Source organism: Ralstonia sp. 22086 (assembly GCF_052045975.1).
GTDB classification, from domain to species: Bacteria; Pseudomonadota; Gammaproteobacteria; order Burkholderiales; family Burkholderiaceae; genus Ralstonia; species Ralstonia wenshanensis.
Window position 1 is genome coordinate 107734 of sequence record NZ_JBQEPZ010000006.1, and the last position, 21967, is coordinate 129700.

At 62.4% G+C, this 21967-nt stretch carries 21 protein-coding genes and 1 tRNA gene; 16 read left to right on the forward strand and 6 right to left on the reverse strand.

Annotated features, from left to right (window positions below; all coding sequences use genetic code 11):
• Positions 1 to 97: 97 nt before the first annotated feature.
• Positions 98 to 1627 carry a sensor histidine kinase gene (locus ACTJK6_RS23345; RefSeq protein ID WP_433865448.1) on the reverse strand — a complete coding sequence of 510 codons (1530 nt, stop codon included), beginning with the start codon at positions 1625 to 1627 and terminating at the stop codon, positions 98 to 100.
• Entirely contained in the window at positions 1624 to 2325 is a 702-nt protein-coding gene (locus ACTJK6_RS23350) for a response regulator (protein ID WP_232041154.1), read from the reverse strand. Before ACTJK6_RS23350 ends, ACTJK6_RS23345 begins: the two co-directional genes overlap by 4 nt.
• Before the next feature lie 120 nt (positions 2326 to 2445).
• Here ACTJK6_RS23350 and ACTJK6_RS23355 point away from each other — a divergent pair, with 120 nt between their 5' ends.
• The gene (locus tag ACTJK6_RS23355) at positions 2446 to 3588 is read left to right on the forward strand and encodes an ABC transporter substrate-binding protein (protein ID WP_433865446.1); all 1143 of its coding nucleotides are present in this window, start codon (positions 2446 to 2448) and stop codon (positions 3586 to 3588) included.
• A gap of 334 nt (positions 3589 to 3922) precedes the next feature.
• A complete protein-coding gene (locus ACTJK6_RS23360) occupies positions 3923 to 5029 on the forward strand; it encodes a porin (RefSeq protein WP_232041152.1) in 1107 nt (368 codons plus the stop codon).
• 421 nt (positions 5030 to 5450) lie between these two features.
• Here ACTJK6_RS23360 and ACTJK6_RS23365 read toward each other — a convergent pair whose 3' ends face one another.
• Positions 5451 to 6665, reverse strand: a complete 1215-nt coding sequence (locus tag ACTJK6_RS23365) for a Do family serine endopeptidase (RefSeq protein ID WP_433865444.1) — start codon at positions 6663 to 6665, stop codon at positions 5451 to 5453.
• Between the two features lie 19 nt (positions 6666 to 6684).
• Here ACTJK6_RS23365 and ACTJK6_RS23370 point away from each other — a divergent pair, with 19 nt between their 5' ends.
• Positions 6685 to 7431 carry a Nif3-like dinuclear metal center hexameric protein gene (locus tag ACTJK6_RS23370; RefSeq protein ID WP_440840276.1) on the forward strand — a complete coding sequence of 249 codons (747 nt, stop codon included), beginning with the start codon at positions 6685 to 6687 and terminating at the stop codon, positions 7429 to 7431.
• 12 nt (positions 7432 to 7443) lie between these two features.
• Here ACTJK6_RS23370 and mscL read toward each other — a convergent pair whose 3' ends face one another.
• Positions 7444 to 7872, reverse strand: coding sequence for a large conductance mechanosensitive channel protein MscL (gene mscL, locus ACTJK6_RS23375; protein ID WP_232041149.1), 429 nt, complete (start codon positions 7870 to 7872; stop codon positions 7444 to 7446).
• A gap of 245 nt (positions 7873 to 8117) precedes the next feature.
• On the opposite strand from mscL, the gene petA reads away from it, so the two are divergent.
• From petA to ACTJK6_RS23405, 6 genes are all read left to right on the forward strand, one after another.
• A complete protein-coding gene (gene petA, locus ACTJK6_RS23380) occupies positions 8118 to 8726 on the forward strand; it encodes a ubiquinol-cytochrome c reductase iron-sulfur subunit (RefSeq protein ID WP_009241960.1) in 609 nt (202 codons plus the stop codon).
• Entirely contained in the window at positions 8726 to 10129 is a 1404-nt protein-coding gene (locus ACTJK6_RS23385) for a cytochrome b (RefSeq protein ID WP_232043059.1), read from the forward strand. Before petA ends, ACTJK6_RS23385 begins: the two co-directional genes overlap by 1 nt.
• 37 nt (positions 10130 to 10166) lie before the next feature.
• A complete protein-coding gene (locus ACTJK6_RS23390; RefSeq protein WP_440840277.1) occupies positions 10167 to 10910 on the forward strand; it encodes a cytochrome c1 in 744 nt (247 codons plus the stop codon).
• A 150-nt stretch (positions 10911 to 11060) separates the two neighbouring features.
• The gene (locus ACTJK6_RS23395) at positions 11061 to 11672 is read left to right on the forward strand and encodes a glutathione S-transferase N-terminal domain-containing protein (RefSeq protein ID WP_004634649.1); all 612 of its coding nucleotides are present in this window, start codon (positions 11061 to 11063) and stop codon (positions 11670 to 11672) included.
• Between the two features lie 72 nt (positions 11673 to 11744).
• A complete protein-coding gene (locus ACTJK6_RS23400; RefSeq protein WP_232041148.1) occupies positions 11745 to 12242 on the forward strand; it encodes a ClpXP protease specificity-enhancing factor in 498 nt (165 codons plus the stop codon).
• Between the two features lie 29 nt (positions 12243 to 12271).
• Positions 12272 to 12347 (forward strand) — tRNA-Thr (locus ACTJK6_RS23405).
• 61 nt (positions 12348 to 12408) lie between these two features.
• Here ACTJK6_RS23405 and ACTJK6_RS23410 read toward each other — a convergent pair.
• Positions 12409 to 12840, reverse strand: coding sequence for a nuclear transport factor 2 family protein (locus ACTJK6_RS23410; RefSeq protein WP_440840278.1), 432 nt, complete (start codon positions 12838 to 12840; stop codon positions 12409 to 12411).
• 108 nt (positions 12841 to 12948) lie between these two features.
• On the reverse strand, positions 12949 to 13278 hold the full coding sequence (locus ACTJK6_RS23415; RefSeq protein WP_232041146.1) for a hypothetical protein: 330 nt from the start codon (positions 13276 to 13278) through the stop codon (positions 12949 to 12951).
• A gap of 467 nt (positions 13279 to 13745) precedes the next feature.
• On the opposite strand from ACTJK6_RS23415, the gene ACTJK6_RS23420 reads away from it, so the two are divergent.
• The 7 genes from ACTJK6_RS23420 (at position 13746) to ACTJK6_RS23450 (ending at position 21900) form a co-directional block, all read left to right on the forward strand.
• Positions 13746 to 15158, forward strand: a complete 1413-nt coding sequence (locus ACTJK6_RS23420) for a carbohydrate porin (RefSeq protein WP_440840279.1) — start codon at positions 13746 to 13748, stop codon at positions 15156 to 15158.
• Positions 15159 to 15382: 224 nt separating this feature from the next.
• The gene (locus tag ACTJK6_RS23425) at positions 15383 to 15589 is read left to right on the forward strand and encodes a hypothetical protein (RefSeq protein ID WP_232041144.1); all 207 of its coding nucleotides are present in this window, start codon (positions 15383 to 15385) and stop codon (positions 15587 to 15589) included.
• Between the two features lie 45 nt (positions 15590 to 15634).
• On the forward strand, positions 15635 to 17278 hold the full coding sequence (locus ACTJK6_RS23430) for an Nramp family divalent metal transporter (RefSeq protein WP_440840280.1): 1644 nt from the start codon (positions 15635 to 15637) through the stop codon (positions 17276 to 17278).
• A gap of 632 nt (positions 17279 to 17910) precedes the next feature.
• Positions 17911 to 18897, forward strand: coding sequence for a ubiquinol oxidase subunit II (cyoA, locus tag ACTJK6_RS23435; RefSeq protein ID WP_232041142.1), 987 nt, complete (start codon positions 17911 to 17913; stop codon positions 18895 to 18897).
• 9 nt (positions 18898 to 18906) lie between these two features.
• Positions 18907 to 20886 (forward strand): cytochrome o ubiquinol oxidase subunit I, encoded by a 1980-nt coding sequence (gene cyoB / locus ACTJK6_RS23440; protein ID WP_024542173.1) that lies wholly within the window; start codon positions 18907 to 18909, stop codon positions 20884 to 20886.
• Positions 20887 to 20889: 3 nt separating this feature from the next.
• Entirely contained in the window at positions 20890 to 21531 is a 642-nt protein-coding gene (gene cyoC, locus ACTJK6_RS23445) for a cytochrome o ubiquinol oxidase subunit III (RefSeq protein WP_232041141.1), read from the forward strand.
• A complete protein-coding gene (locus tag ACTJK6_RS23450; protein ID WP_232041140.1) occupies positions 21532 to 21900 on the forward strand; it encodes a cytochrome o ubiquinol oxidase subunit IV in 369 nt (122 codons plus the stop codon).
• The last annotated feature ends 67 nt before the right edge of the window (positions 21901 to 21967 follow it).

The window sequence follows — 21967 nt, forward strand, 5'->3', positions numbered from 1 at the left end:
TGGCGTGGGGCCGGCTACTTATGGCTTGTTGCTCGTAGCTCGGACGGATGGCCCCAGGTGCGGCGGATTATAGAAATCGCGCGCTTTCGCCACGCTTTCATTGCGGCTGCTGCATCGCAGCATGTTCAGAGGGGAAGGCCGCCGTCGCCAGCGGCACGCGAATCCGCGCCGACAAACCGACGCCGCCGTGCTCGTTCGGCTCGCCGTCGGCCAGCTCGATGTGTCCGCCGCTACGCGCAGCATAGGCCCGCGCGATGGCCAGACCGAGGCCGGAACCTTCGGCGGCATAGCGAGCATCTTTGGGCGCCGCTTTGGGTTTACCCGAGCGACTTCCACCCTCGTGCGCACGGCGAAAGCGCTGGAACGCGTGCGCGCGCTCGTCGGCGTTCATGCCGGGCCCGGTGTCGTCCACGCAGACCAGTGCGGCATCGCCTTCGGCCATGGCGCGTACGGTGATGCGTCCGCCGGCCGGCGTGTAGCGAATGGCGTTGTGCACGAGGTTGGAGAGCGCTTCGCGCAGGAAGGCCGGATAGCCAATGACGGGCAGCGCCATGACGAGGCCGCCGTCGTCCCACCCGAGGTCTTGCTGTTTTTCGCGCGCCAGCGGCAGCGCGTCGACCACCACGTCGCGTGCCAATTCACCAAGATCGAAGGTTTCGGCCGGCGCATCCTGTCCCGCATGTCGTGCGCGGGCGAGGGCGAGCAATTGCGTGGTCAGCCGGTTCGTCGACTGCAGGCGCGCGATGATCGCGGACAGGCTTTCGCGCACGCGCGCCGGGTCGGTTTCGCGCAGCGCGTATTCGGCTTGCGTGAGCAGCACGGCCAGCGGCGTGCGCAACTGGTGGGACGCATCGGCAAGGAACTGGCTTTGCGCCTCTGCAAGTTCGGCGTAGCGATGAATGTGGTGATTGATCGCGTCGACCAGCGGCCGCACTTCGGCGGGCACATCCGTGGCGTCGAGCGGACGCAGGTCATCTGACGCCCGCACGCCGATGCTGCGTGCCAGGCGATTGAGCGGGCGCAGCGCAACGGTCACGCCGAGCCACAACAGCGCGGCGCTTACCGCCACCAGCGCCGCGTCGCGCAGCAGCGTACCGTGCCACACCGCCTGTTGCAGCGCGCGCCGCGTCTCGATGGTTTCCGCCACCTGAATGACGATGCGCGCCGGCAGCCCCGGCTGGTAGAGCGGCTTGGCCACGGCGGCCACGCGCACGGGCTCGTCGTGGTACATCGCGTCGTAGAAGAGCGGGGTGTCATTTTCCAGTCGCGTGACGGGCAGCGGCAGATCGTCGTACCCGGTCAGCGCGGCTTCAGGTGCCTTACCGGGTAAGGGCTCGAAAGCGACGCGGTAATAGACATTGCTCTGTGCGGTCGATTCGAACATTGACAGCGCCACATACGGCACGTTGACCTGCACCTGCCCGCGCTCGATCGTCACGCCGTTCTCGATGGCGCGTACCGAGCCGAGCAGGGCGCGGTCGTACGCGCGATCGGTCGCGCTACGCAGCGCTTGGTACGCCGAGACGATGTCGATGGCCAGCACACCCACCAGCCCCGGCAGCAGCAACCAGAGCAGCGTGAGTTTCAGGCTGCGCGGCAGCCGCAGCCAAGTGAGCCGCTGCATCATGCGCTGCTATCGCCGGCGGCGGGCGCTTCACCATTGCCGGTTTCGAGCAGGTAGCCCAGCCCGCGGACGGTGACGATCTGCACGCCCGTGCCCGCCAGCTTTTTGCGCAAGCGGTGCACGACCACCTCCACTGCGTCGGGGCTGGAATCGCTGTCCAGGTTGAAGACTTTGTCGAACAGATGCACTTTGCTGATCGGCTGGCCGGTCTTGTGCAGCAGCGCCGACAGCGCGGCGTGCTCGCGCGGCGTGAGCGATAGCGGCTCGCCTGACAGCAGAAACGCCTTGCGTCCGGTGTCGAACTCCAGCGGCCCGCAACGCAGACGTGGGAACGCCCGGCCGCGGCTGCGGCGGATGAGCGCCATCAACCGCGCCTCCAGCTCGGACAACGCAAACGGCTTGGTGAGGAAATCATCAGCGCCGGCATTGAGGCCGCGCACGCGCTCATCCAGCGCGCCCTGCGCGGTGAGGATCAATACCGGCGTGCGGTCGTCGCGCGCGCGCATGTCGGCCAACACGGCAAAGCCATCCTTGCGCGGCAAGCGCAGGTCCAGCACCACCGCATCAAATTCTCCCGAGCCGAGGAACGCCTCCGCGATGACGCCATCCGCGGCGCGCTCGATCACGAAGCCGCTTTGCGCCAGCGCGCGCGCCAGCCATGCGGCCAATTCTTCCTCATCCTCCACCAGCAAAATCCGCATCGGGTGTCTCTCAATATCGTTCTGGCTACTTTTTCATGATAATGCGTGGCGCCCTGATCTCGGCCACATCGCCGATCACACCGTCCACCTGATGCGCAGCACAGTTGCGCTTCAACAGGCATGTCGTCCATCCTCAATTCCCGTCGCCGCTGGCTTTGTCAGACCGCCGCATTGCTGGCTGCAAGCGGCGTCGTCGCGCGTGGGGCGCAGGCGCAGTGGCTGGCCCGCCCGGCGCCGGAGCTGCCGTCGTACTACCCGCGCGATTACGGCGCGATGGTCGACGCCGCGCGCCGCGAAGGCCGTGTCACGGTGTATTCCACGACAGATTTCTCCGCCGCGTACCCGCTGATCCGCGCCTTCGAAACGCGCTACCCCGGCATCACCGTCGACTACCGCGAGCAAAACAGCGACGACATTTACCGCCGATTTCTCGCTGAATTCGCTGCCAAATCGCCGGGCGCCGATGTGGTCTGGAGTTCGGCCATGCCCGAGCAGTTCAAGCTGGTGAACGACGGCCACGCACTCTCGTACGCATCGCCCGAAAGGCCGTACCTGCCGTCATGGGCCATCTGGAAGAACGAGGCCTACGGCACGAGCTACGAGCCGGTCGTCTTCGTCTACAACACGCGACAGCTGCCGGCGGAGTTGATTCCTTCCACCCACGCCGACTTCGCCCGCATTCTGAATGGCCATCGTGACTTGCTGCGCGGCCGCGTCGCCTCGTACGACATCGAGCACTCCGGCTCGGCCTTCCTCTTTGCCGCCGAAGACGCACGCACCACACCGGTGTTCTGGGATGTTGCCAAGGCATTGGGTGGCGTCAACGTCAACTTGTACATCACGACGGCCGCGATGCTGGAGCGCGTCGCCTCCGGCGAAAGCCTGCTCGCCTACAACGTGATCGGCTCATACGCCGCGCGCTACGTCGATCGCAATCCGGCCCTCGCCATCAAGATGCCGACCGACTACACCCTGGTGGCCACGCGTGTCGCCTTCATCGCGCGGCGCGCTGCCCGCCCGAATGCCGCGCGCCTGTGGCTCGACTTCATGCTCTCGCGCGATGGCCAGAGCGTGATGGCGGATCGCGCATTCCTGTTTTCGCTGCGCCAGGACGTTGAGACCGGCCTTACTGCCAAGCGCCTGCTCGCCGAGCTTGGAAATACGCACCGGCCCATCCCCGTCGGCCCGGGTTTACTCGCCCATCAAGATCAGCTCCGCCGTGCCGATTTCCTAAAGCGATGGCACGCCGCACTCGGTCGATAAAAAGAGAATAAAAGACCACTTTTTTCTGTAACGTGGTGCGAAGGCGACAATTCAGAACGGTCACAGACTCCCCAAATTTGTTCGGCGGGAAGAGGGTGACAATCGCCCGCCAACCCCAGTGCCATCGCGCAAAAAGCGGGTCGCGCCCCCCTCTCAATGGGGTCCGGCGCGTGTTGCCCATGAGCAACAACTTGGCCGCAAATCGCGGCCCAGAGCCAGAAAGGGTTTCCGGAATCAGTCAACGCTGGCACATAATGCGGTCAGACGTGAGGTATCTGCGTCGTCCATAAGGACAGTCAAGATTTCCCAATCAGTTGACAAGGAAAGTGTCGATATGAAGATGAAACTGTTTGCAGCTGCTGTTGCAGCTCTGGCCGCCGGTGGCGCCTATGCACAATCCTCCGTGACCCTGTACGGCGTGGTCGACGCTGGTCTGACCTACGCAAACAAGGTGCCGGGCGCAACCGCTGGTTCCAGCGGCTCGCGTTTTGGCCTGGATTCGGGCGGCCTGTCGGGCTCGCGTTGGGGCCTGCGTGGCGTTGAAGACCTGGGCGGTGGCCTGAAGGGTATCTTCAACCTGGAAAGCGGCTTCAACCTGGACACCGGCACGTCGGCTCAAGGTGGCCGTCTGTTCGGTCGTAACGCTTACGTCGGTCTGCAAGGCCAGTGGGGTCAGCTGACCCTGGGTCGTCAGCAAAACCTGCTGTACGACTTCTCGCTGATGTATGACCCGATGGCAATCGCCACGCGTTACTCGCTGGCCTCGCAAGACCAGTTCTTCGCTGGCCGTGCTGACAACGCCGTCAAGTACGTTGGCACGTTCGGTGGCCTGAGCGTCTCCGGTCTGTACTCGTTCAACTACAACGGCAACGAAGTGGCTGGCAGCAACAAGACCGGCCGCGAGTGGAGCCTGGGTGCTAACTACGCTGGCGGCCCGCTGGGTATCGGCGCAGTGTACGACCAGACCAACTCGACGACCGTTGGTAGCGACAACCGCGAACAACGCGCCACGATCGCTGGCACGTACGCTTTCGGCCCGGCCAAGCTGTACGCTGGCTACCGTTGGTACAAGGCTAACTACGCAACTGTTGCTGGCAACGGCAACCTGCGTTCGAACCTGTACTGGGCTGGCCTGGGTTACCAAGCTACTCCGGCTCTGTCGCTGACGGGTACGGCTTACTACCAACAGTTCAAGAACAGCGGTACGGGCAACCCGTGGCTGTTCGTGGTCGGCACCGACTACGCTCTGTCGAAGCGCACCGACGCCTACTTCAACGTGGCCTATGCTAAGAACAGCGGCGGCTCGGGTCTGGGCGTGATGGGCCTGAACGACGCCAGCTACGCTGGTACGACCTTGACGGGCGGCAACCAAGTGTTCTCGGGCCCGAACAACAGCAACAACCAGTTCGGCGCTACGGTTGGCGTGCGTCACAAGTTCTAATTTGACGCGCTCGTAAGGGCGCATCGAATTAAACGGTTAAACGCCGATTCCGAAAGGAGTCGGCGTTTTTCTTTGTGCGAACGATCCGTAGCGCGCCTCCATGCTTGAAACTCTGCCGAGGGATGGCTCGGCTGGTGTGCAAGCTTTGGTCGATGACGCGAGCGGAGGCGAGGGGAGGTAGGCCGTCTCGCTTTCCGTCTTATGGCGGCGCCCGCCCGGGTGAGCCGACGCTGCCCCAGCGGAGCGTGACGAAGGCAGTTCGCAGCAATCTCGCGCAGCTATTGGTCTGATCGCTTGTTGAGCGGGCGCGTCCGGGTCAAGGTGGCTTACCCCCTCAACGTGCAGGCTCGATGGTCAAGCGTGCGTGCATAAAAAACGGCGGCACATATGGCCGCCGTTCGTGTATTACGAAATCTGCTGCTTACTGTGGTTCTTCGTCGTCCTGCGAAGGCATCGGTACGTTGCGACGCGTCGGCGGGGGACGCTTACCGACAACGATGGTCAGTTCTACTGCCTTGCCTTTGCGTGAAACCGTCACCTTAGCGTCCGCGCCGGGTTGCAACTGAGCGATGTTGTTGAGCAGCGCCGTCGTATCCAGGATCGGCTCACCGTTGACGCTGGTGAGAATGTCTCCCGGGCGCAGGCCCGCCTTGTCTGCGGGGCCGCCTTGAACCACGGCAGCAATCAGCGCACCATCCTTGCGCGACAAGCCAAACGACTCGGCGATCTCCGGCGTCACATCCTGCGGCTCTACACCGATCCAGCCGCGCACCACGCTACCGGTCGAGATGATCGATTCCATCACCTGCTTGGCCAGCGACACCGGAATCGCAAAGCCGATGCCAAGCGAGCCGCCCGAGCGCGAGTAGATCGCCGTGTTGATCCCGAGGAGGTTACCGTCGGCATCGACCAGCGCGCCACCCGAATTGCCGGGGTTGATCGCGGCGTCGGTCTGGATGAAGTTTTCGAAGGTGTTGATGCCCAGATGGCTGCGACCCAGGGCGGACACGATCCCCATCGTCACCGTCTGGCCCACGCCGAACGGATTGCCGATGGCGAGCACCACATCGCCAACGCGCACATTCTCCAGTCGGCCCAGGGTGATCGCGGGCAGATTGGGCAGATTGATCTTGAGGACGGCCAGGTCGGTTTCCGGATCGGAGCCGACCACTTTGGCGTTGGCCTTGCGGCCGTCGGTCAGGGCGACTTCGATCTCGTCGGCGCCGTCCACCACGTGGTGGTTCGTTAGAATGTAGCCTTCCGGACTGACGATCACGCCTGAGCCGAGGCTGGCCGTGGGTTCTTGGCGCTGCTCAGGAGCGCGGTCGCCGAAGAAGAACCGGAACCACGGATCAGCGCTGGCTTGCGGGTTGTTGCCACGCTTTGGCGCATTCTTGCTGCTGAAGATGTTGACCACCGCCGGCATCGCCACCTTGGCGGCTTCCGCGTAGGAGTTGCTGGAGGTGCCGCCGTGGCCGATCGGCGCGACTTCCTTCAGCGCGACGATGGGCGAGCCGGATTGCACTGCGACCTTGCCACGCTGCAGCCAATCAGGCTTGAGCGTGGCGATCACAAACCAGACGGCCAGGACGACCGTGACGGCTTGCGCGAAAAACAGCCAAAAGCGGCGCAACATAGAGCGAAATTGAGTCCAAATGGATCGAAAAGAACTTGAATTGTACTTGAACGACCTGTTGCAGGCGGCCCGTTTTCGGGACTATTGCCCCAACGGTCTGCAGGTGCAAGGGTGCAACACCGTTACCCATATCGTGACGGGGGTGACCGCAAGCCTTGCGCTGATCGAGGCTGCCATTGATGTGGGCGCCGATGCCATCCTCGTGCATCACGGTTACTTCTGGAAGGGGGAGGACGGCCGTGTTGTGGGTCAGAAGCATGCGCGCCTGAAGCAACTTCTGGCGCACGATCTCAACCTGTTTGCATATCATCTGCCGCTCGATGCGCATCCTGAGCTGGGCAACAACGCGCAGTTGGGTGCGTTGCTGGGCATGTCGCCCCAGGGTCGGTTTGGCGACGATGAACTTGGCTGGGTTGGTACGCTTGCCGCAACGACAACGCTGGGCGCTTTCGCGCGCACGGTGTCAGCAAAGTTGAACCGGGCTCCGCTGGTGATCGGCGAGGAGGATCGCCCGGTGCGCACAGTGGGTTGGTGCACGGGCGGTGCCCAAGGCTGGTTTGATGCTGCCGTGGCTGCCGGTGTGGACGTGTATTTAAGCGGTGAAGCGTCGGAGCAGACCACGCATCTCGCGCGCGAGTCGGGGGTTGCCTATATCGGTGCGGGGCACCACGCTACCGAGCGCGGTGGCGTTCAAGCGCTCGGCAATCATCTGGCCGAGCGCTTTGGCGTGGGTCACACCTTCATCGATATCCCGAATCCGGTGTGATTCGACTTCCGATTACGGCTTGTTCTTCAGGCTGTCGCGAATCTCGCGCAGCAGGAGGATGTTTTCGGGCGTTTCGGCGGGCGCTGCCGGCGGGTTGGCGTCGATTACGCGCGTGATGGCGCGCACCATCAGAAAGACGATGAACGCCAGAATCAGAAAGTTGACCGCCACGGTGATGAAGTTGCCGTAGGCGAAGACCGGCACGCCTGCCTTCTTCAGATCGACAAGGGTGTGCGGCACTCCCGCCGGCGCCTCTGCCAACTGGATGAACAGGTTCGAGAAATCGAGCTTGCCAACGATACGGCCGATCAACGGCATGATCAGATCATTGACGAGCGAATCCACGATTTTGCCGAACGCCGCACCGATGATCACACCCACTGCCAGGTCGATCACGTTGCCGCGCATCGCGAATTTCTTGAAGTCTTGCATCAGTGCCATCGGTTTTCTCCGGATTGTTTGATTCGAGACAAACGGTCAAGCTAACGAACGGTTGACCTGAATTGTTGAAAGCGAGGCTGCAAGAGCCATGCCAAAGCCTTGTCAGCATTGGGCTGGCGGGCGATCGGCGTGTTCACTATATCCGTAACCGCTGCGCCCGGCGACCGCTATCGTTCGCTCGGTACGCTCGGGTATAATTTTTTGTTGACGCGAATCTATCTTGATTTCTCATCCTGGGGTCTTGAATGAGTGACCAGCAAAACGTGGACAAAGGTCGCCGTAATCTATTGATTGCGACGTCCGTGGCTGGTGGTGTGGGAGGGGTTGCAGTTGCGGCCCCTTTCGTTTGCACATTCGCACCATCTGAAAAAGCCCGTGCAGCGGGCGCGCCCGTAGAGGCCGACGTGAGTGACCTGGCCCCCGGCCAGATGAAGGTGGTGGAATGGCGCGGCAAGCCGGTCTGGCTGCTCAAACGCACGCCCGACATGCTGGAATCGCTCAAGAAGACCGATAACGAAGTCGCCGACCCCAAGTCCGACGTGCCCTTCACCATGAAGACGCCGGACTACTGCAAGAACGAAACCCGCTCCCGTGCCGAGCATAAAGACCTCCTGGTCGTGGTCGGCATCTGCTCCCATCTTGGCTGCTCCCCGTCTGGTCCGTTTCCCGCGGGTGCCAACGTGCAGCTCGCCGGAGACCCCGGCTTCGTCTGCCCGTGCCACGGCTCCACGTTCGACCTGGCTGGCCGCGTGTTCAAGAACAAGCCCGCGCCGCAAAACCTCGACGTTCCGCCGTACATGTTCCTGTCCGACACGAAACTGGTGATCGGTAAAGACGAGAAAGGAGAGGCTTGATCATGGCCGAGAAGAAGGTGGAGACAACCGGGCTGCTGGGCTGGATCGATGCACGCTTCCCGGCATCGGAGCTGTGGAAGGCGCATCTGTCGGAGTACTACGCGCCGAAGAATTTCAACTTCTGGTATTTCTTCGGATCGCTGGCGCTGCTGGTGCTGGTGATCCAGATCGTCACCGGCATCTTCCTGGTGATGAACTACAAGCCTGACGGTACGCTCAACGCCGCCGGCATCCCCGTCGCCTATGCGAGCGTGGAGTTCATCATGCGCGAGGTGCCGTGGGGCTGGCTGGTGCGCTATATGCACTCGACCGGCGCTTCGGCGTTCTTCATCGTCGTGTATATGCACATGTTCCGCGGCATGCTGTACGGCTCGTACCGTAAGCCGCGTGAGCTGGTCTGGATCTTCGGCTGCCTGATCTTCCTGTGCCTGATGGCCGAAGCCTTCATGGGCTATCTGCTCCCATGGGGCCAGATGTCGTACTGGGGCGCGCAGGTCATCGTGAACCTGTTCTCCGCCATCCCGCTGATCGGCCCGGACCTGTCTCTCTGGATTCGCGGCGACTACGTGGTGTCTGACGCGACGCTGAACCGCTTCTTTTCGTTCCACGTTATCGCGGTGCCGCTGGTGCTGCTGGGCCTGGTGGTGGCGCATATCATCGCGCTGCACGAAGTGGGCTCGAACAACCCGGACGGCGTCGAGATCAAGGCCAAGAAGGACGAGCGCGGCATTCCGCTCGACGGCATTCCGTTCCACCCGTATTACTCGGTGCACGACGTCGTCGGCGTCGCGGTCTTCCTGTTCATCTTCAGCGCGATCGTGTTCTTCGCGCCGGAAATGGGCGGCTACTTCCTGGAAGCCAACAACTTCATCCCGGCAGACTCGCTGAAGACACCGCCGCACATTGCACCGGTCTGGTACTTCACGCCGTTCTACTCGATGCTGCGCGCGACCACGTCGGACTTCCTGCCGTGGCTGTGGGGTTTCATCGCGATCATGCTGGGGCTGCTGTTCGTGCGCTCCAAGAGCATGAAGGTCAAGGGTGTCGCGGTGGCTGTGGCCGTGATCCTGGCGCTTGGCTTCGCCTTCATCGACGCGAAGTTCTGGGGTGTGGTGGTGATGGGCGGCTCGGTGGTGATCTTCTTCTTCCTGCCGTGGCTGGACCAGTCGCCGGTCAAGTCGATCCGCTATCGCCCGGGCTTCCACAAGACGCTGCTGATTGTCTTCGTGATTGCCTTTGCGGTGCTGGGCTATCTGGGTATCCAGCCGCCGAGCCCGGTCGGTTCGATCATCTCGCAGATCGGCACCATTCTGTACTTCGCGTTCTTCCTCGCGATGCCGATCTGGAGCCAGATCGGGACGTTCAAGCCAGTGCCTGAGCGCGTCACGTTCACGCCGCACTGATAGAGCCCGCGCACAAGGACCCATGAAGGACACAAGAATGAAAAAGCTGCTTGCGATTTTCGCCTTGGCCGGTCTCGTGTTTGCCGCGCCCGTGATGGCCAATGAGGGCGGCGTGCCGCTCGATCCGGCGCCCAACCAGTCCAGCGACACGTCTGCGTTGCAGCGCGGCGCCAAGCTGTTCGTCAACTACTGCCTGAACTGCCACGGCGCCAGCGCCATGCGCTACAACCGCCTGCGCGACATCGGTTTGAGCGAGGAGCAGATCAAGCAAAACCTGCTGTTCTCGTCAGACAAGGTTGGCGACACGATGCACATCGCCATGGACCGTGAGGACGCGAAGAAGTGGTTTGGTGCCGTACCGCCGGACCTGTCTGTCATTGCCCGCGCGCGCGGCAGCGACTGGCTCTACACCTACCTTCGTACGTTCTACCGTGACGACACGCGTCCGACCGGCTGGAACAACCTGGTTTTCGACAAGGTCGGCATGCCGCATGTGCTGTGGGAGCTGCAAGGCCAGCAAGTGCCCAAGTACGCCGAAGTGAAGTCTGAGCACGGCGAGGCCGAGAAGAAGCTCGTCGGCCTTGAAGTGACGCTTCCGGGCAAGATGAACAAGGTCGAATATGACCAGGCAGTCGCCGATCTGGTCAGTTATTTGGACTGGATGGCTGAGCCCGCTGGCAACCTGCGCAAGCGTCTCGGTGTGTGGGTGTTGTTGTTCATTGGCGTGTTCTTCGTGCTGGCCTGGCGCCTGAATGCGGCCTATTGGAAGGACATCAAGTAAAATCCGTGTTTTCCGGGCAAGGGCTAGGCCGGTGGAGAACTGGCTCTAGCCCTTTGCCTTTTCGCTTTTTGTGCCGTGGCGATGTCATTTGTCGTCACGGTTGTACCGTCATAGGGCCGCCCCCGGCCCATGCGCCAAGGAACTACAACCATGATGGTCTTGTACTCGGGCACCACTTGCCCGTTCTCGCAGCGTTGCCGCCTCGTCCTGTTCGAGAAGGGCATGGATTTCGAGATTCGCGACGTCGATCTCTTCAACAAGCCGGAAGATATCGCGGTGATGAACCCGTACGGCCAGGTGCCCATCCTGGTTGAGCGCGACCTGATTCTGTACGAGTCGAACATCATCAACGAGTACATCGACGAGCGCTTCCCGCACCCGCAGCTGATGCCGGCCGATCCGGTACAGCGCGCCCGCGCCCGCCTGTTCCTGTTCAACTTCGAGAAGGAACTGTTCACGCACGTCTCCGTGCTCGAGAACGAAAAGGGCAAGGCCGCCGAGAAGAATCACGAGAAGGCACGTGCGGCCATCCGCGACCGCCTTACGCAGCTGGCTCCGATCTTCCTGAAGAACAAGTACATGCTGGGCGAAGAGTTCTCGATGCTTGACGTGGCGATTGCGCCGCTGCTGTGGCGTCTGGACCACTACGGCATTGAGGTCTCCAAGAACGCGGCCCCGCTGATGAAATACGCTGAGCGTATCTTCAGCCGTCCGGCGTATATTGAAGCGCTGACGCCGTCGGAAAAGGTCATGCGCCGCTGATTGCCGCCGGGTCGCCAGTCTCGCTCGGGTTGCTCCTGTGCGTGGCCGCGCCCAACGGTCACTGATTTCATCATGTCGGAAACCTCCACCAAGCCCTATCTGATCCGTGCCATCTATGAATGGTGCACGGATAACGGCTTCACGCCGTACATCGCTGTCTTCGTCGACAAGAGCACCAACGTGCCGCGCGAGTTCGTCAAGAACGACGAAATCGTGCTGAATGTGAGCTTTGACGCGACCAGCCAGCTCGACATGGGCAACGAGTGGATCACGTTCCACGCGCGGTTCTCGGGCGTGTCGCGCAAGATCGAAGTGCCGATCGAAAACGTCCTTGCCGTGTATGCGCGCGAGAACGGGCAGGGTATGGCATTCCCGGTAGAGCGCAGCACGCCGACGACACAGGCCGCAACCGAACGTGAGAACAATCCGCCGCCCAAGCTGGCCGCGGTGGACTCCGAATCGGTGCCTGCGCCGGTCCCTGTCGAAGCCGAAACCGGCCCGGAAGACGACCCGACGCCGCCGAATGTGCCTCGCATTGGGGGCAAGCCTGCGCTAAAGGTCGTCAAGTAACGCGTGTTAGGTTAGAATCGCGTTTCTTTGCCGGCTTAGCTCATCTGGTAGAGCAGTTGATTTGTAATCATCAGGTGGCGGGTTCGAGTCCTGCAGCCGGCACCAGCATCACGAAAACGGTCTCCCTTGCGGAGGCCGTTTTCTTTTGTCCGGCCGGTTTAGTCTGCTAAACGCGCACTTCTTTCCCAAAGATGCACGTCCAGCCACGCATCGTGTCCATGTACTCGCGCACGCGGGCGATCCGCTCGCCCTCCAGCACGAAGACGAAGCAATAGGTGTTGTCGTAGCGTCGGCCGTTCGCCAGCGTGGCCCGCATGCGTTCCTCCACGATCACCGTTTCGTCATTGGCGTGGATCGCGCTGACTTCTACCAAGACATCGGCGACGAAAAGCTTCGGGAACGTGACCGTGAGGAAGTGCACGATGGCGTCGCGCCCGATCATGTGATGCGTGCAGTCGAGCGCAATGGCGGTGGCGTTACCCTCGGGAGCGAGCCATTGCGCGTCTGGCGTGAAGCAGTCGGCAATGCGGGCGGCATCGCGTGACGCGAATGCACGCCACGCATCTATGACGATGTCTTTGCTGGTTCGAGTCGTCATGTGCGGCATGGAAGAGCAGGATTTCCGTCGATCCTAATGTCTGCAAACCTTGCTGGCGCGCCAGTTTCGGACCACTCCCTGTTCGCCTGCGATCCAGCTCCGCGAGCCTCAACCGCGCCGCACCCAGGTCACTTTGCCACCCTGAATGCCCAGATTGCGTCGTTCTTCGCGGTAATCCATGGTGCCGGGCAGGGCTCTGCCATCGCGCTCGCTAATGCGCCAGAGGCAGCCGTTGAGCAGGGCAGCGGCGTCCTGTTCGGATTTGCCGATCAGGGCGTTGTCAGGACCTGCGGCCGCCTGGCAAGTGGCCGTGGCCGGTGTGTGTTCGGTCACCTTGGATTCGGCCCCGCTCCTGGTCTGTTCTGAGCCTGCCGTTGAGCAGCCGACCATGCCTGCTATTGCAGCAATCGTAGTGAGCAGCGTTGCTAAGCGCGTCATACAACCTCCGTCTGATATCGCTGTGGCGAGCGCCCCCTCGTGATGCGCTCGATCGTGATTGCAGTGTACCGATGCCGACTTGCGAGGCGCCTCTCATCGCGTTGTTGCCGCCGCGCAATGGGCTTCGTGACACCTCCAAGAAAACGCTTGCCGCCGTCAACGAGACTTTGTTACTCTGCGCCCCGTCACAGCTACGGAGACTATCTCCATGGACAGTTGTTCTAGTCGATCCTCGATCGCACATTGAACGGCTAGACAGTCTCGGCGCATCGCCTCGCGCCTCACCACTGCCTAGCCGTATCGCACGGCAGGCGGTGGCGCTTGCGTAGGTTCTCTGCGCAAGTCCCTTCCTGAATTCGATTGTTGTATCCGGCACAGCCGCATGGCTGCGTGCGTTTGCGCGCGCCATGACGCGGCGTGGCCGGCGTTCGCCTACGCCTGTCAGAGAAACGGGCGGGGGAGGTCTCATGCTGTTTCTCTCGATGCTGGAGTACGTTTGGGTGGCGGTGCGTCCGCTGGTCTGGGTTCGCGTGCTGATGGGCGTGGCAGCCATTGTGTCGGTGAAGTCGATGGCGCATGCGGCGGACGTACCCGCTTCAGCGGTTGACGTCCCACGCATCGCCAGCGGCGAACTGGACGACCGTTTCGGTTTCCATGGCCAAACCACCTACGTGTGGCAACGCAAGCCTGCCTTCAACGCTGCATACAGTGGCGGCAACAGCCTTGGCGCCGCGAGCGCCAAGAGCTATTCCTTCACGGCCACGCTCGACCTGGGCATGCGCTTATGGAAGGGCGCCGAGTTCCACTTCAACCCCGAGGTCGCGCAGGGCGTGGCGTTCTCAGAGCTGCATGGCCTTGGCGGCTTGCCCAACGGGGAACTGGCCAAGACGGCCGGGACGAATCCAACGCTGTACCGCGCCCGCACTTTCCTGCGCCAGACTTGGGGCCTGGGTGGCGACACGGAAAAGGTCGACGCCGATTTCAACCAGTTCGCCAACGTCGTCGACAAGCGCCGTGTGGTGCTGACAGCCGGCAACTTCGCGGTGCCTGATGTCTTCGATGCGGTGTCGTATGCGCAAGACCCGCGCACCCAGTTCTTGAACTGGTCGTTCATGGCGCATCCGTCGTTCGACTATCCCGCCGATGCGCGTGGCTACAACTGGGGCGTGGCGCTTGAGTACGTCGACAGCGAGAACGGTTGGGCCGTGCGCGCTGGTCGCTTCCTGCAGCCGGAACAATCGAACGGTTTGCCGCTCGACACGCGGTTCCTCAAGCACTACGGCGACATCCTCGAGCTGGAGAAGCGCTACACGCTGTTCGGTCAGGAAGGCACGGCGCGGTTGCTCGGTTGGCGAAACCAGGCGCGCATGGGCCGATTCGACGATGCGATGGCGCTTGGCGCTGCCACAGGTGCGGCGCCCGACGTCGGACTGGTGCGCAAGGCGCATGCAAAGCTGGGCGTTGGCATCTCGTTCGAACAGAAAGCCGGTGACAACCTCGGCCTGTTCGCGCGCCTGAATTGCTCGGACGACAAGACCGAGACGTACGCCTTTACCGAAGCTGGCCGGAGCGTGTCGTTTGGTGGATTGCTCAAGGGTGCCGCTTGGCGCCGTGCGAACGATGTGCTGGGCGTGGCCGTCGCGGTGAACATGCTGGGGCCGGATCACCGCGCCTATCTGGCCGCAGGCGGCAGCGGCGCGTTCCTTGGCGATGGCGGCTTGAACTATGGCCACGAGCGCGTGCTGGAACTGTTCTACAGCCTGCAGGTAACCAAAGTCCTGGCGATCAGCCCCGACTTCCAGCTCATCCAGAACCCGGGCTACAACCGCGATCGCGGTGCGGCCAAGTTCGTGGGCGTTCGCGTCCACGCCGAGTTCTAACCGTAGGAGGACCCATATGGACAGTCCGAGTCGACCTTACCGAACGTCTTCTTTTCACTAGGCGAGTCCGCCGCACGGTTGTTCCTTGCTGCTGACTTGCCGCCCTGGCAAGGCAGCGGTGTCTGCATCGCTCCTTGATCGTTTCGACTTTGCCGCTGCGCGTATGCAACGCGTGCGGCGATGGCCGCGTGCCCTGCGTGTGCGCACGCGGTGAGGAGAGTGTCATGCGCAAATTCAATATTCCCGCGCGTCGTTTCTCGGCGATCGCACTGCCGTTCAGTTCGCCGTTTGTGCAGGCCCGGGCCGGTGCGCCCGGGCGTGCCGACGCTGCGTCGACCACGTCCAACCGGCGTGCCGGTGACGGCGGCCAAGCGCTTTCCAACCAAGGCTATGCGGCGGCGGCCATCCGGCTCTCGCGCACCTATTGGTAGTTCAACGGCGGGTAATCCGATAACACAACACAAACGGAGTTCGATATGACCCAATTCGCTTCGGGCATCGACGCACCACCACGTCACGCCGCGCTCGACGATGCTCACGTGGGCGATATTCGCGGCGCGCTCGGCACCATCGCGCATCACGATACGGGCGCCCGTAACAGCTGGCGCGCGCGCTTGCGAACGCTGCTCGCCATCCTCGGGCCTGGCCTGATCGTGATGGTCGGCGACAACGACGCCGGCGCCTTTGGCACGTACGCACAGGCCGGGCAGAACTACGGCACCACGCTGCTGTGGACGCTATTGCTGCTCATCCCCGTGCTGTACGTGAACCAGGAGATGGTGCTGCGCCTGGGCGCCGTCACGCGCGTTGGCCACGCGCGGTTGATCTTTGCGCGCTTCGGCAGGTTCTGGGGCAGCTTCTCCGTCATCGATCTGTTCCTGGTGAACGCGCTGACGCTCGTGACGGAGTTCATCGGCATCAGCCTCGCGCTCGAGTACCTCGGAATCCCGCGGCATTGGGGCGTGTGCGCTGCCGCAGCGCTGGTCATGCTGGCGGCATCCACCGGCGACTTCCGCCGCTTCGAGCGCTTTGCGCTGGTGCTGGTGGCGGGCAGCCTCACGCTGATCCCGGTGTTCGTGATGGTGCATCCGCCGATGGGGCAGGTGGCGCGCGACTTCTTCGTGCCGGCGCTGCCCGCCGGTGCGCCGCTTGCCGAGGTGATGCTCCTGATCATCGCCATCGTGGGGACGACGGTGGCGCCGTGGCAGTTGTTCTTCCAGCAAAGCTACGTGATCGACAAGCGCATCACGGCGCGCTTCATCCGCTACGAGCGTGCGGACCTTTGGCTCGGCATCGTCCTCGTGATCGCCGGTGCGGTCGCGATGATCGCTTTCAGTGCCCAGGCCTTCCACGGCACGCCGGAGTTCGGCAATTACACCGATGCGCTTGGCACCGCGCACGGCCTGGAGCGCCACTCGGGCCGCTGGGCCGGCGTGCTGTTTGCGATTGCGTTGCTGGACGCCAGCATCATCGGCGCCTGTGCGGTCTCGTTGTCGACTGCGTATGCGATTGGCGATGTGTTCGCCGTCCGGCATTCGCTGCATCGCAAGCCGACGGAGGCCAAGGGTTTCTATGCCGTGTACTTCGGCCTGACGTTGCTAGCCGCAGGGCTGGTGCTGACGCCGGGCGTGCCGCTCGGTCTGCTGACCAATGCCGTGCAATCGCTGGCAGGGGTGCTGTTGCCAAGCGCCACGGTGTTCCTGCTGCTGTTGTGCAACGACAAGGCCGTGCTGGGGCCTTGGACGAACGGCCGGGCGATGAACATCTTCACCGGCGGTGTGGTGGCTGTGCTGGTGATGTTGTCGGTCATCCTCACTGCCGCTGTGCTGTTCCCGGGCATTGGCGAATTCGAGATGGGCGCCATCCTGATCGGCGGCACGCTGATCGCGGGGGTGATGTCGCTCGTGCTGTGGCGTATCGAGCGACGTACCCATCGGCCGCACCATCCGCGGCGCGTGAGTGTGCTGGACCGCGACCACTGGACCATGCCATCGCTTGAGCAGCTTCCGCCTGCGCGCTGGACGCCACTCAAACGCACCTGGATGTTTGTGCTGCGCGGTTACCTCGTGGTGGCGGCAGGGCTGGTTCTGGTGAGGATTGTTGGGCTCCTCATCCAGTGACGCAGTCCTGTGAGGGCGAGGGGAGCCACCTGGGTGGCTCCCCAGGATGAGAATTGTTCTTATTATTCGCTGCCTATTTGGGCGCACATCTGGGGATAACGTCGGGTGCGCGCCACTGTGGCTGATTGTCGCAGTGCAACAACAGGCACTTTCGATTTGCTTACCCGCAAAGCCACGTAAACCCTAGCCGTACGGCGAGGGCATCACTTGTCAATCGACGCCGTTTTCTAGTTGCCTGAGCACATAGCGCGATCCGGAGCGCCATCTGGCGGTAAGATCGCGCCCGCATTCCACTTCCAACCGCGCTCCCCCAACGGGCGCATGACGTAGTGCCTGCTCCGACCTTTTACGCCCCCGATCTGTCGTCCGCCGCCTTGTGCGACGCGGCGGCGCTCGACTTCGCCCATGCCCGGCATGAGCGAAGCCCGCCTCGCCAACTGAGGGCGTTGGGTTCAGCTTCTCCCTGACCGGCGCCTGATGTGATCGAAGATCCGCTGCCGCACCTCAGTTGTACTCGGGGCGCCGGTAGTTCGGTCTTCTCTCATTTCCCGCGTTTTTCCGCCTGTGGCCGCTGTCTGGGCTGCTGGGCTCCCGTGATGTCCGGAAGCATCGCCGGCGCAATTGTGCAAGACATGAAGAACACACTCGTTCCACATATGAAGCGGCTCCTCGCCGCAAGCCTCCCGCTCCTGCTGGCGGGCTGCAACCTGACGGTCCTGGACCCGAAGGGGATGATTGCGGCTGAAGAAAAGACGCTGATCCTGGTGGCGACCGGCCTGATGCTGCTGGTGGTCATCCCCGTGATCGTGCTGACGCTGGTGTTTGCGTGGAAGTACCGCGCGTCCAACACCCGCGCCCGCTATGAGCCGGACTGGTCGCACTCCAACGCCATCGAGGCTGTGGTGTGGCTGATCCCCTGCCTGATCATCATCGTGCTGGGCGTGATCACCTACAAGTCCACGCACGCGCTCGATCCGTACAAGCCGATCGAATCGGATGTGAAGCCCATCACGGTCGAGGCTGTTTCGCTGGATTGGAAGTGGCTGTTCATCTATCCGGAACTCAAGATCGCAACGGTCAATCAGCTCGCATTCCCGGCCAACACCCCGATCAACTTCAAGATCACGTCCGACACGGTGATGAACGCGTTCTTCATCCCGCAGCTGGGCAGCCAGGTGTATGCCATGGCGGGCATGCAGACCAAGCTGCACCTGATCGCCAATGAGACCGGCGTGTTCGACGGCATGTCATCGAACTACAGCGGCTCGGGCTTCACGGGCATGAAGTTCAAGGCCACGGCCATGACGAACGAAGAGTTCGATGCCTGGGTCAAGCAGGTCCGTGAGTCGTCGCAGAACCTGACCAAGGAAGGCTACGCCGAGCTGTCCAAGCCGAGCGAGAAGGTGCCGCCGGCGGTGTACGCATCGGTCGACCCGACCCTGTATCACAGCATCCTGCACAAATACATGGACAAGATGGGCGAGGGCGACAAGGTCCTGACGCTCGACGAGGCGCTCGAAGGCGCCAACTGCACGACGGCCACGGCTGAGGCGGCAACGCGTCCGCTGCCGGTGCAGTCCGCCCTGCCTGCGCCGAAGAGCGCGGCCAAGAATTCCTAGGAGTTGACGATGTTTGGCAAGTTGAGTCTGGAGGCCATTCCGCTGCACGAGCCCATCGTGGTCGTGACGGTGTCGGCCATTCTGTTGGGTGGCGCTGGCCTGTTCGGCCTGATCACCTATCTCAAGAAGTGGACCTACCTCTGGAATGAGTGGATCACCTCGGTCGATCACAAGAAGATCGGCGTGATGTACTGCATTCTGGCCATCGTGATGCTGCTGCGCGGCTTTGCCGACGCCATCATGATGCGCTCGCAACTGGCGGTCGCCTCGGGCGGCGGTGCCGGCTATCTGCCGCCTGAGCACTATGACCAGATCTTTACCGCGCACGGCGTGATCATGATTTTCTTCATGGCCATGCCGCTGATGACGGGCCTGATCAACCTGATCGTGCCGCTGCAGATCGGCGCGCGCGACGTGGCATTCCCGTTCCTGAACACGCTGTCGTTCTGGCTGGCTGCCGCAGGTGTGGTGCTGATCAACGTGTCGCTCGGCGTGGGTGAATTTGCTCGCACCGGCTGGCTGGCGTACCCGCCGCTGTCGGAGCTGGCGTACAGCCCGGGCGTGGGGGTCGATTACTACATCTGGGCGTTGCAGATATCAGGCCTCGGGACATTGCTGACCGGCGTGAACTTCGTCGCGACCATCTTCAAGATGCGCGCGCCGGGCATGACGCTGATGCGCATGCCGATCTTCACTTGGACCGCCCTGTGCGCCAACATCCTGATCGTGGCGGCGTTCCCGGTGCTGACCGTGGCGCTGGCGCTGCTGGGCGCCGACCGCTATCTCGACATGCACTTCTTCACGAACGGCGGCGGCGGCAACGCCATGCTGTATGTGAACCTGATCTGGATCTGGGGCCACCCCGAGGTGTACATCCTGATCCTGCCGGCCTTCGGCATGTTCTCGGAAATCGTCTCGACGTTCTCGCGCAAGAAGCTCTTCGGCTACACGTCGATGGTGTGGGCGACCGCCGGCATTACCGTGCTGTCGTTCCTGGTGTGGCTGCACCACTTCTTCACCATGGGCTCGGGTGCGAACGTCAACGCGTTCTTCGGTATCGCGACGATGATCATCTCGATCCCGACGGGCGTGAAGATCTTCAACTGGCTGTTCACGATGTACCGCGGCCGCGTCGAGCTGAACTCGATGATGCTGTGGACGATCGGCTTCATGATCACCTTCGTGATCGGCGGTATGACCGGCGTGCTGCTGGCCGTGCCGGGCGCCGACTTCCTGCTGCACAACAGCCTGTTCCTGATCGCCCACTTCCACAACACCATCATCGGTGGTGTGGTGTTCGGTTACCTGGCCGGTATCACGTACTGGTTCCCGAAGGCCTTCGGCTTCAAGCTGGACGAAAAGTGGGGCAAGCGCGCTTTCTGGTGCTGGTTCGTGGGTTTCTACACCGCATTCATGCCGCTGTACGTGCTGGGCTTCATGGGCATGACGCGTCGTCTGAACCATACCGACAACCCGGCATGGCAGCCGTGGCTGATCGTTGCCGTGATCGGCGCCGCGATCATTGCCTGCGGTATCGCTTCGCAGCTCATCCAGATCTTTGTGAGCGTCCGCAACCGTCATGCGCTGGCGGATCTGACGGGCGACCCGTGGGGCGGCCGTACGCTGGAGTGGGCGACGTCGTCGCCGCCGGCGCACTACAACTTCGCCCGCGTGCCGGTCATCCGTGACATCGACGCCTTTGCCGACATGAAGGCGCGCGGTGAAGTGCTGACGCAGGTCGCACCGAGCTACGAGAAGATCCACATGCCGAAGAACACCGGCGCCGGCTTCTTCATCGGCATGTTCTCGATCGTGATGGGCTTCGCGCTGATCTGGCACATCTGGTGGATGGCCGTGCTGGGTCTGGTCGGCATGATCGGCAGCTTCATCCTCCGCAGCAACAACGACGACATCGATTACTACGTGCCCGCTCACGAGGTTCACGAGACCGAGTCGGCCTACTTCCAACGTATCGGTTCGCAGGCATAAACCATGGCTTCCAATGTTCTAGACGGTCACGCCGCGCACGGTCACGCGCACGGCCACGACCACGCGCATGACCATGCGCACCACCACGACGCCGCAGACACCAAGGTCTTCGGCTTCTGGGTGTACCTGATGAGCGACTTGATCATCTTCGCGTCGCTGTTTGCCACGTTCTGCGTCCTGCGCGGCGCGACGGCAGGCGGCCCGACGGGCAAGGAACTCTTCGATCTGTCGTATGTGGCAATCGAAACCGGCATCCTGCTGGTGTCGTCGATCACCTACGGCATGGTGATGATCAGCCTGCAGAACGGCCGCAAGGATCAAGTGATGCTGTGGCTGGGCATCACGCTGCTGCTGGGCGCCGCGTTCGTTGGTATGGAAATCAACGAGTTCCACCATCTGATCGCCGAAGGCGCGGGTCCGAGCCGCAGCGCATTCCTGTCGTCGTTCTTCCTGCTGGTCGGCACGCACGGCCTGCACGTGGCGAGCGGCATGCTGTGGATCATCGTCCTGATGTGGCAGATCGCTGCCAAGGGCCTGACCCCGACCCAATCGACACGCCTGTCGTGCCTGAGCCTGTTCTGGCACTTCTTGGACGTGGTGTGGATCGGCGTGTTTACCGTCGTGTATCTGCTGGGAGCGATGTAAATGGAACAGACCAACGTTTCGACGGGCATTTCCCACGATGATGCCCACGGTCATTCGGCTGGCGGCGCCGGCCATGCCACCGTCAAGGGCTACCTGATCGGCTTCGTGCTGGCGGTGATCCTGACCGCCATCCCGTTCAAGATGGTGATGGACGGCGGCTACTCGCACCAGACGGTGCTGGTGACGGTGATGGCCCTGGCGGTCGTGCAGATCGTCGTGCACCTGATCTATTTCCTGCACCTCGACGGCTCGTCCGCCCAGCGCTGGAATGTGATGGCCTTCCTGTTCACGCTGCTGATCCTGGCGATCGTCGTTGTCGGCTCGCTGTGGGTCATGCATAACATGAACGCCAACATGATGACGATGTAACGAGGCCTGGCCTCTGTTGCATTGGAAGGGCGCCCTGGTGGGCGCCTTTTCTTTTGCTCGTGCGGCC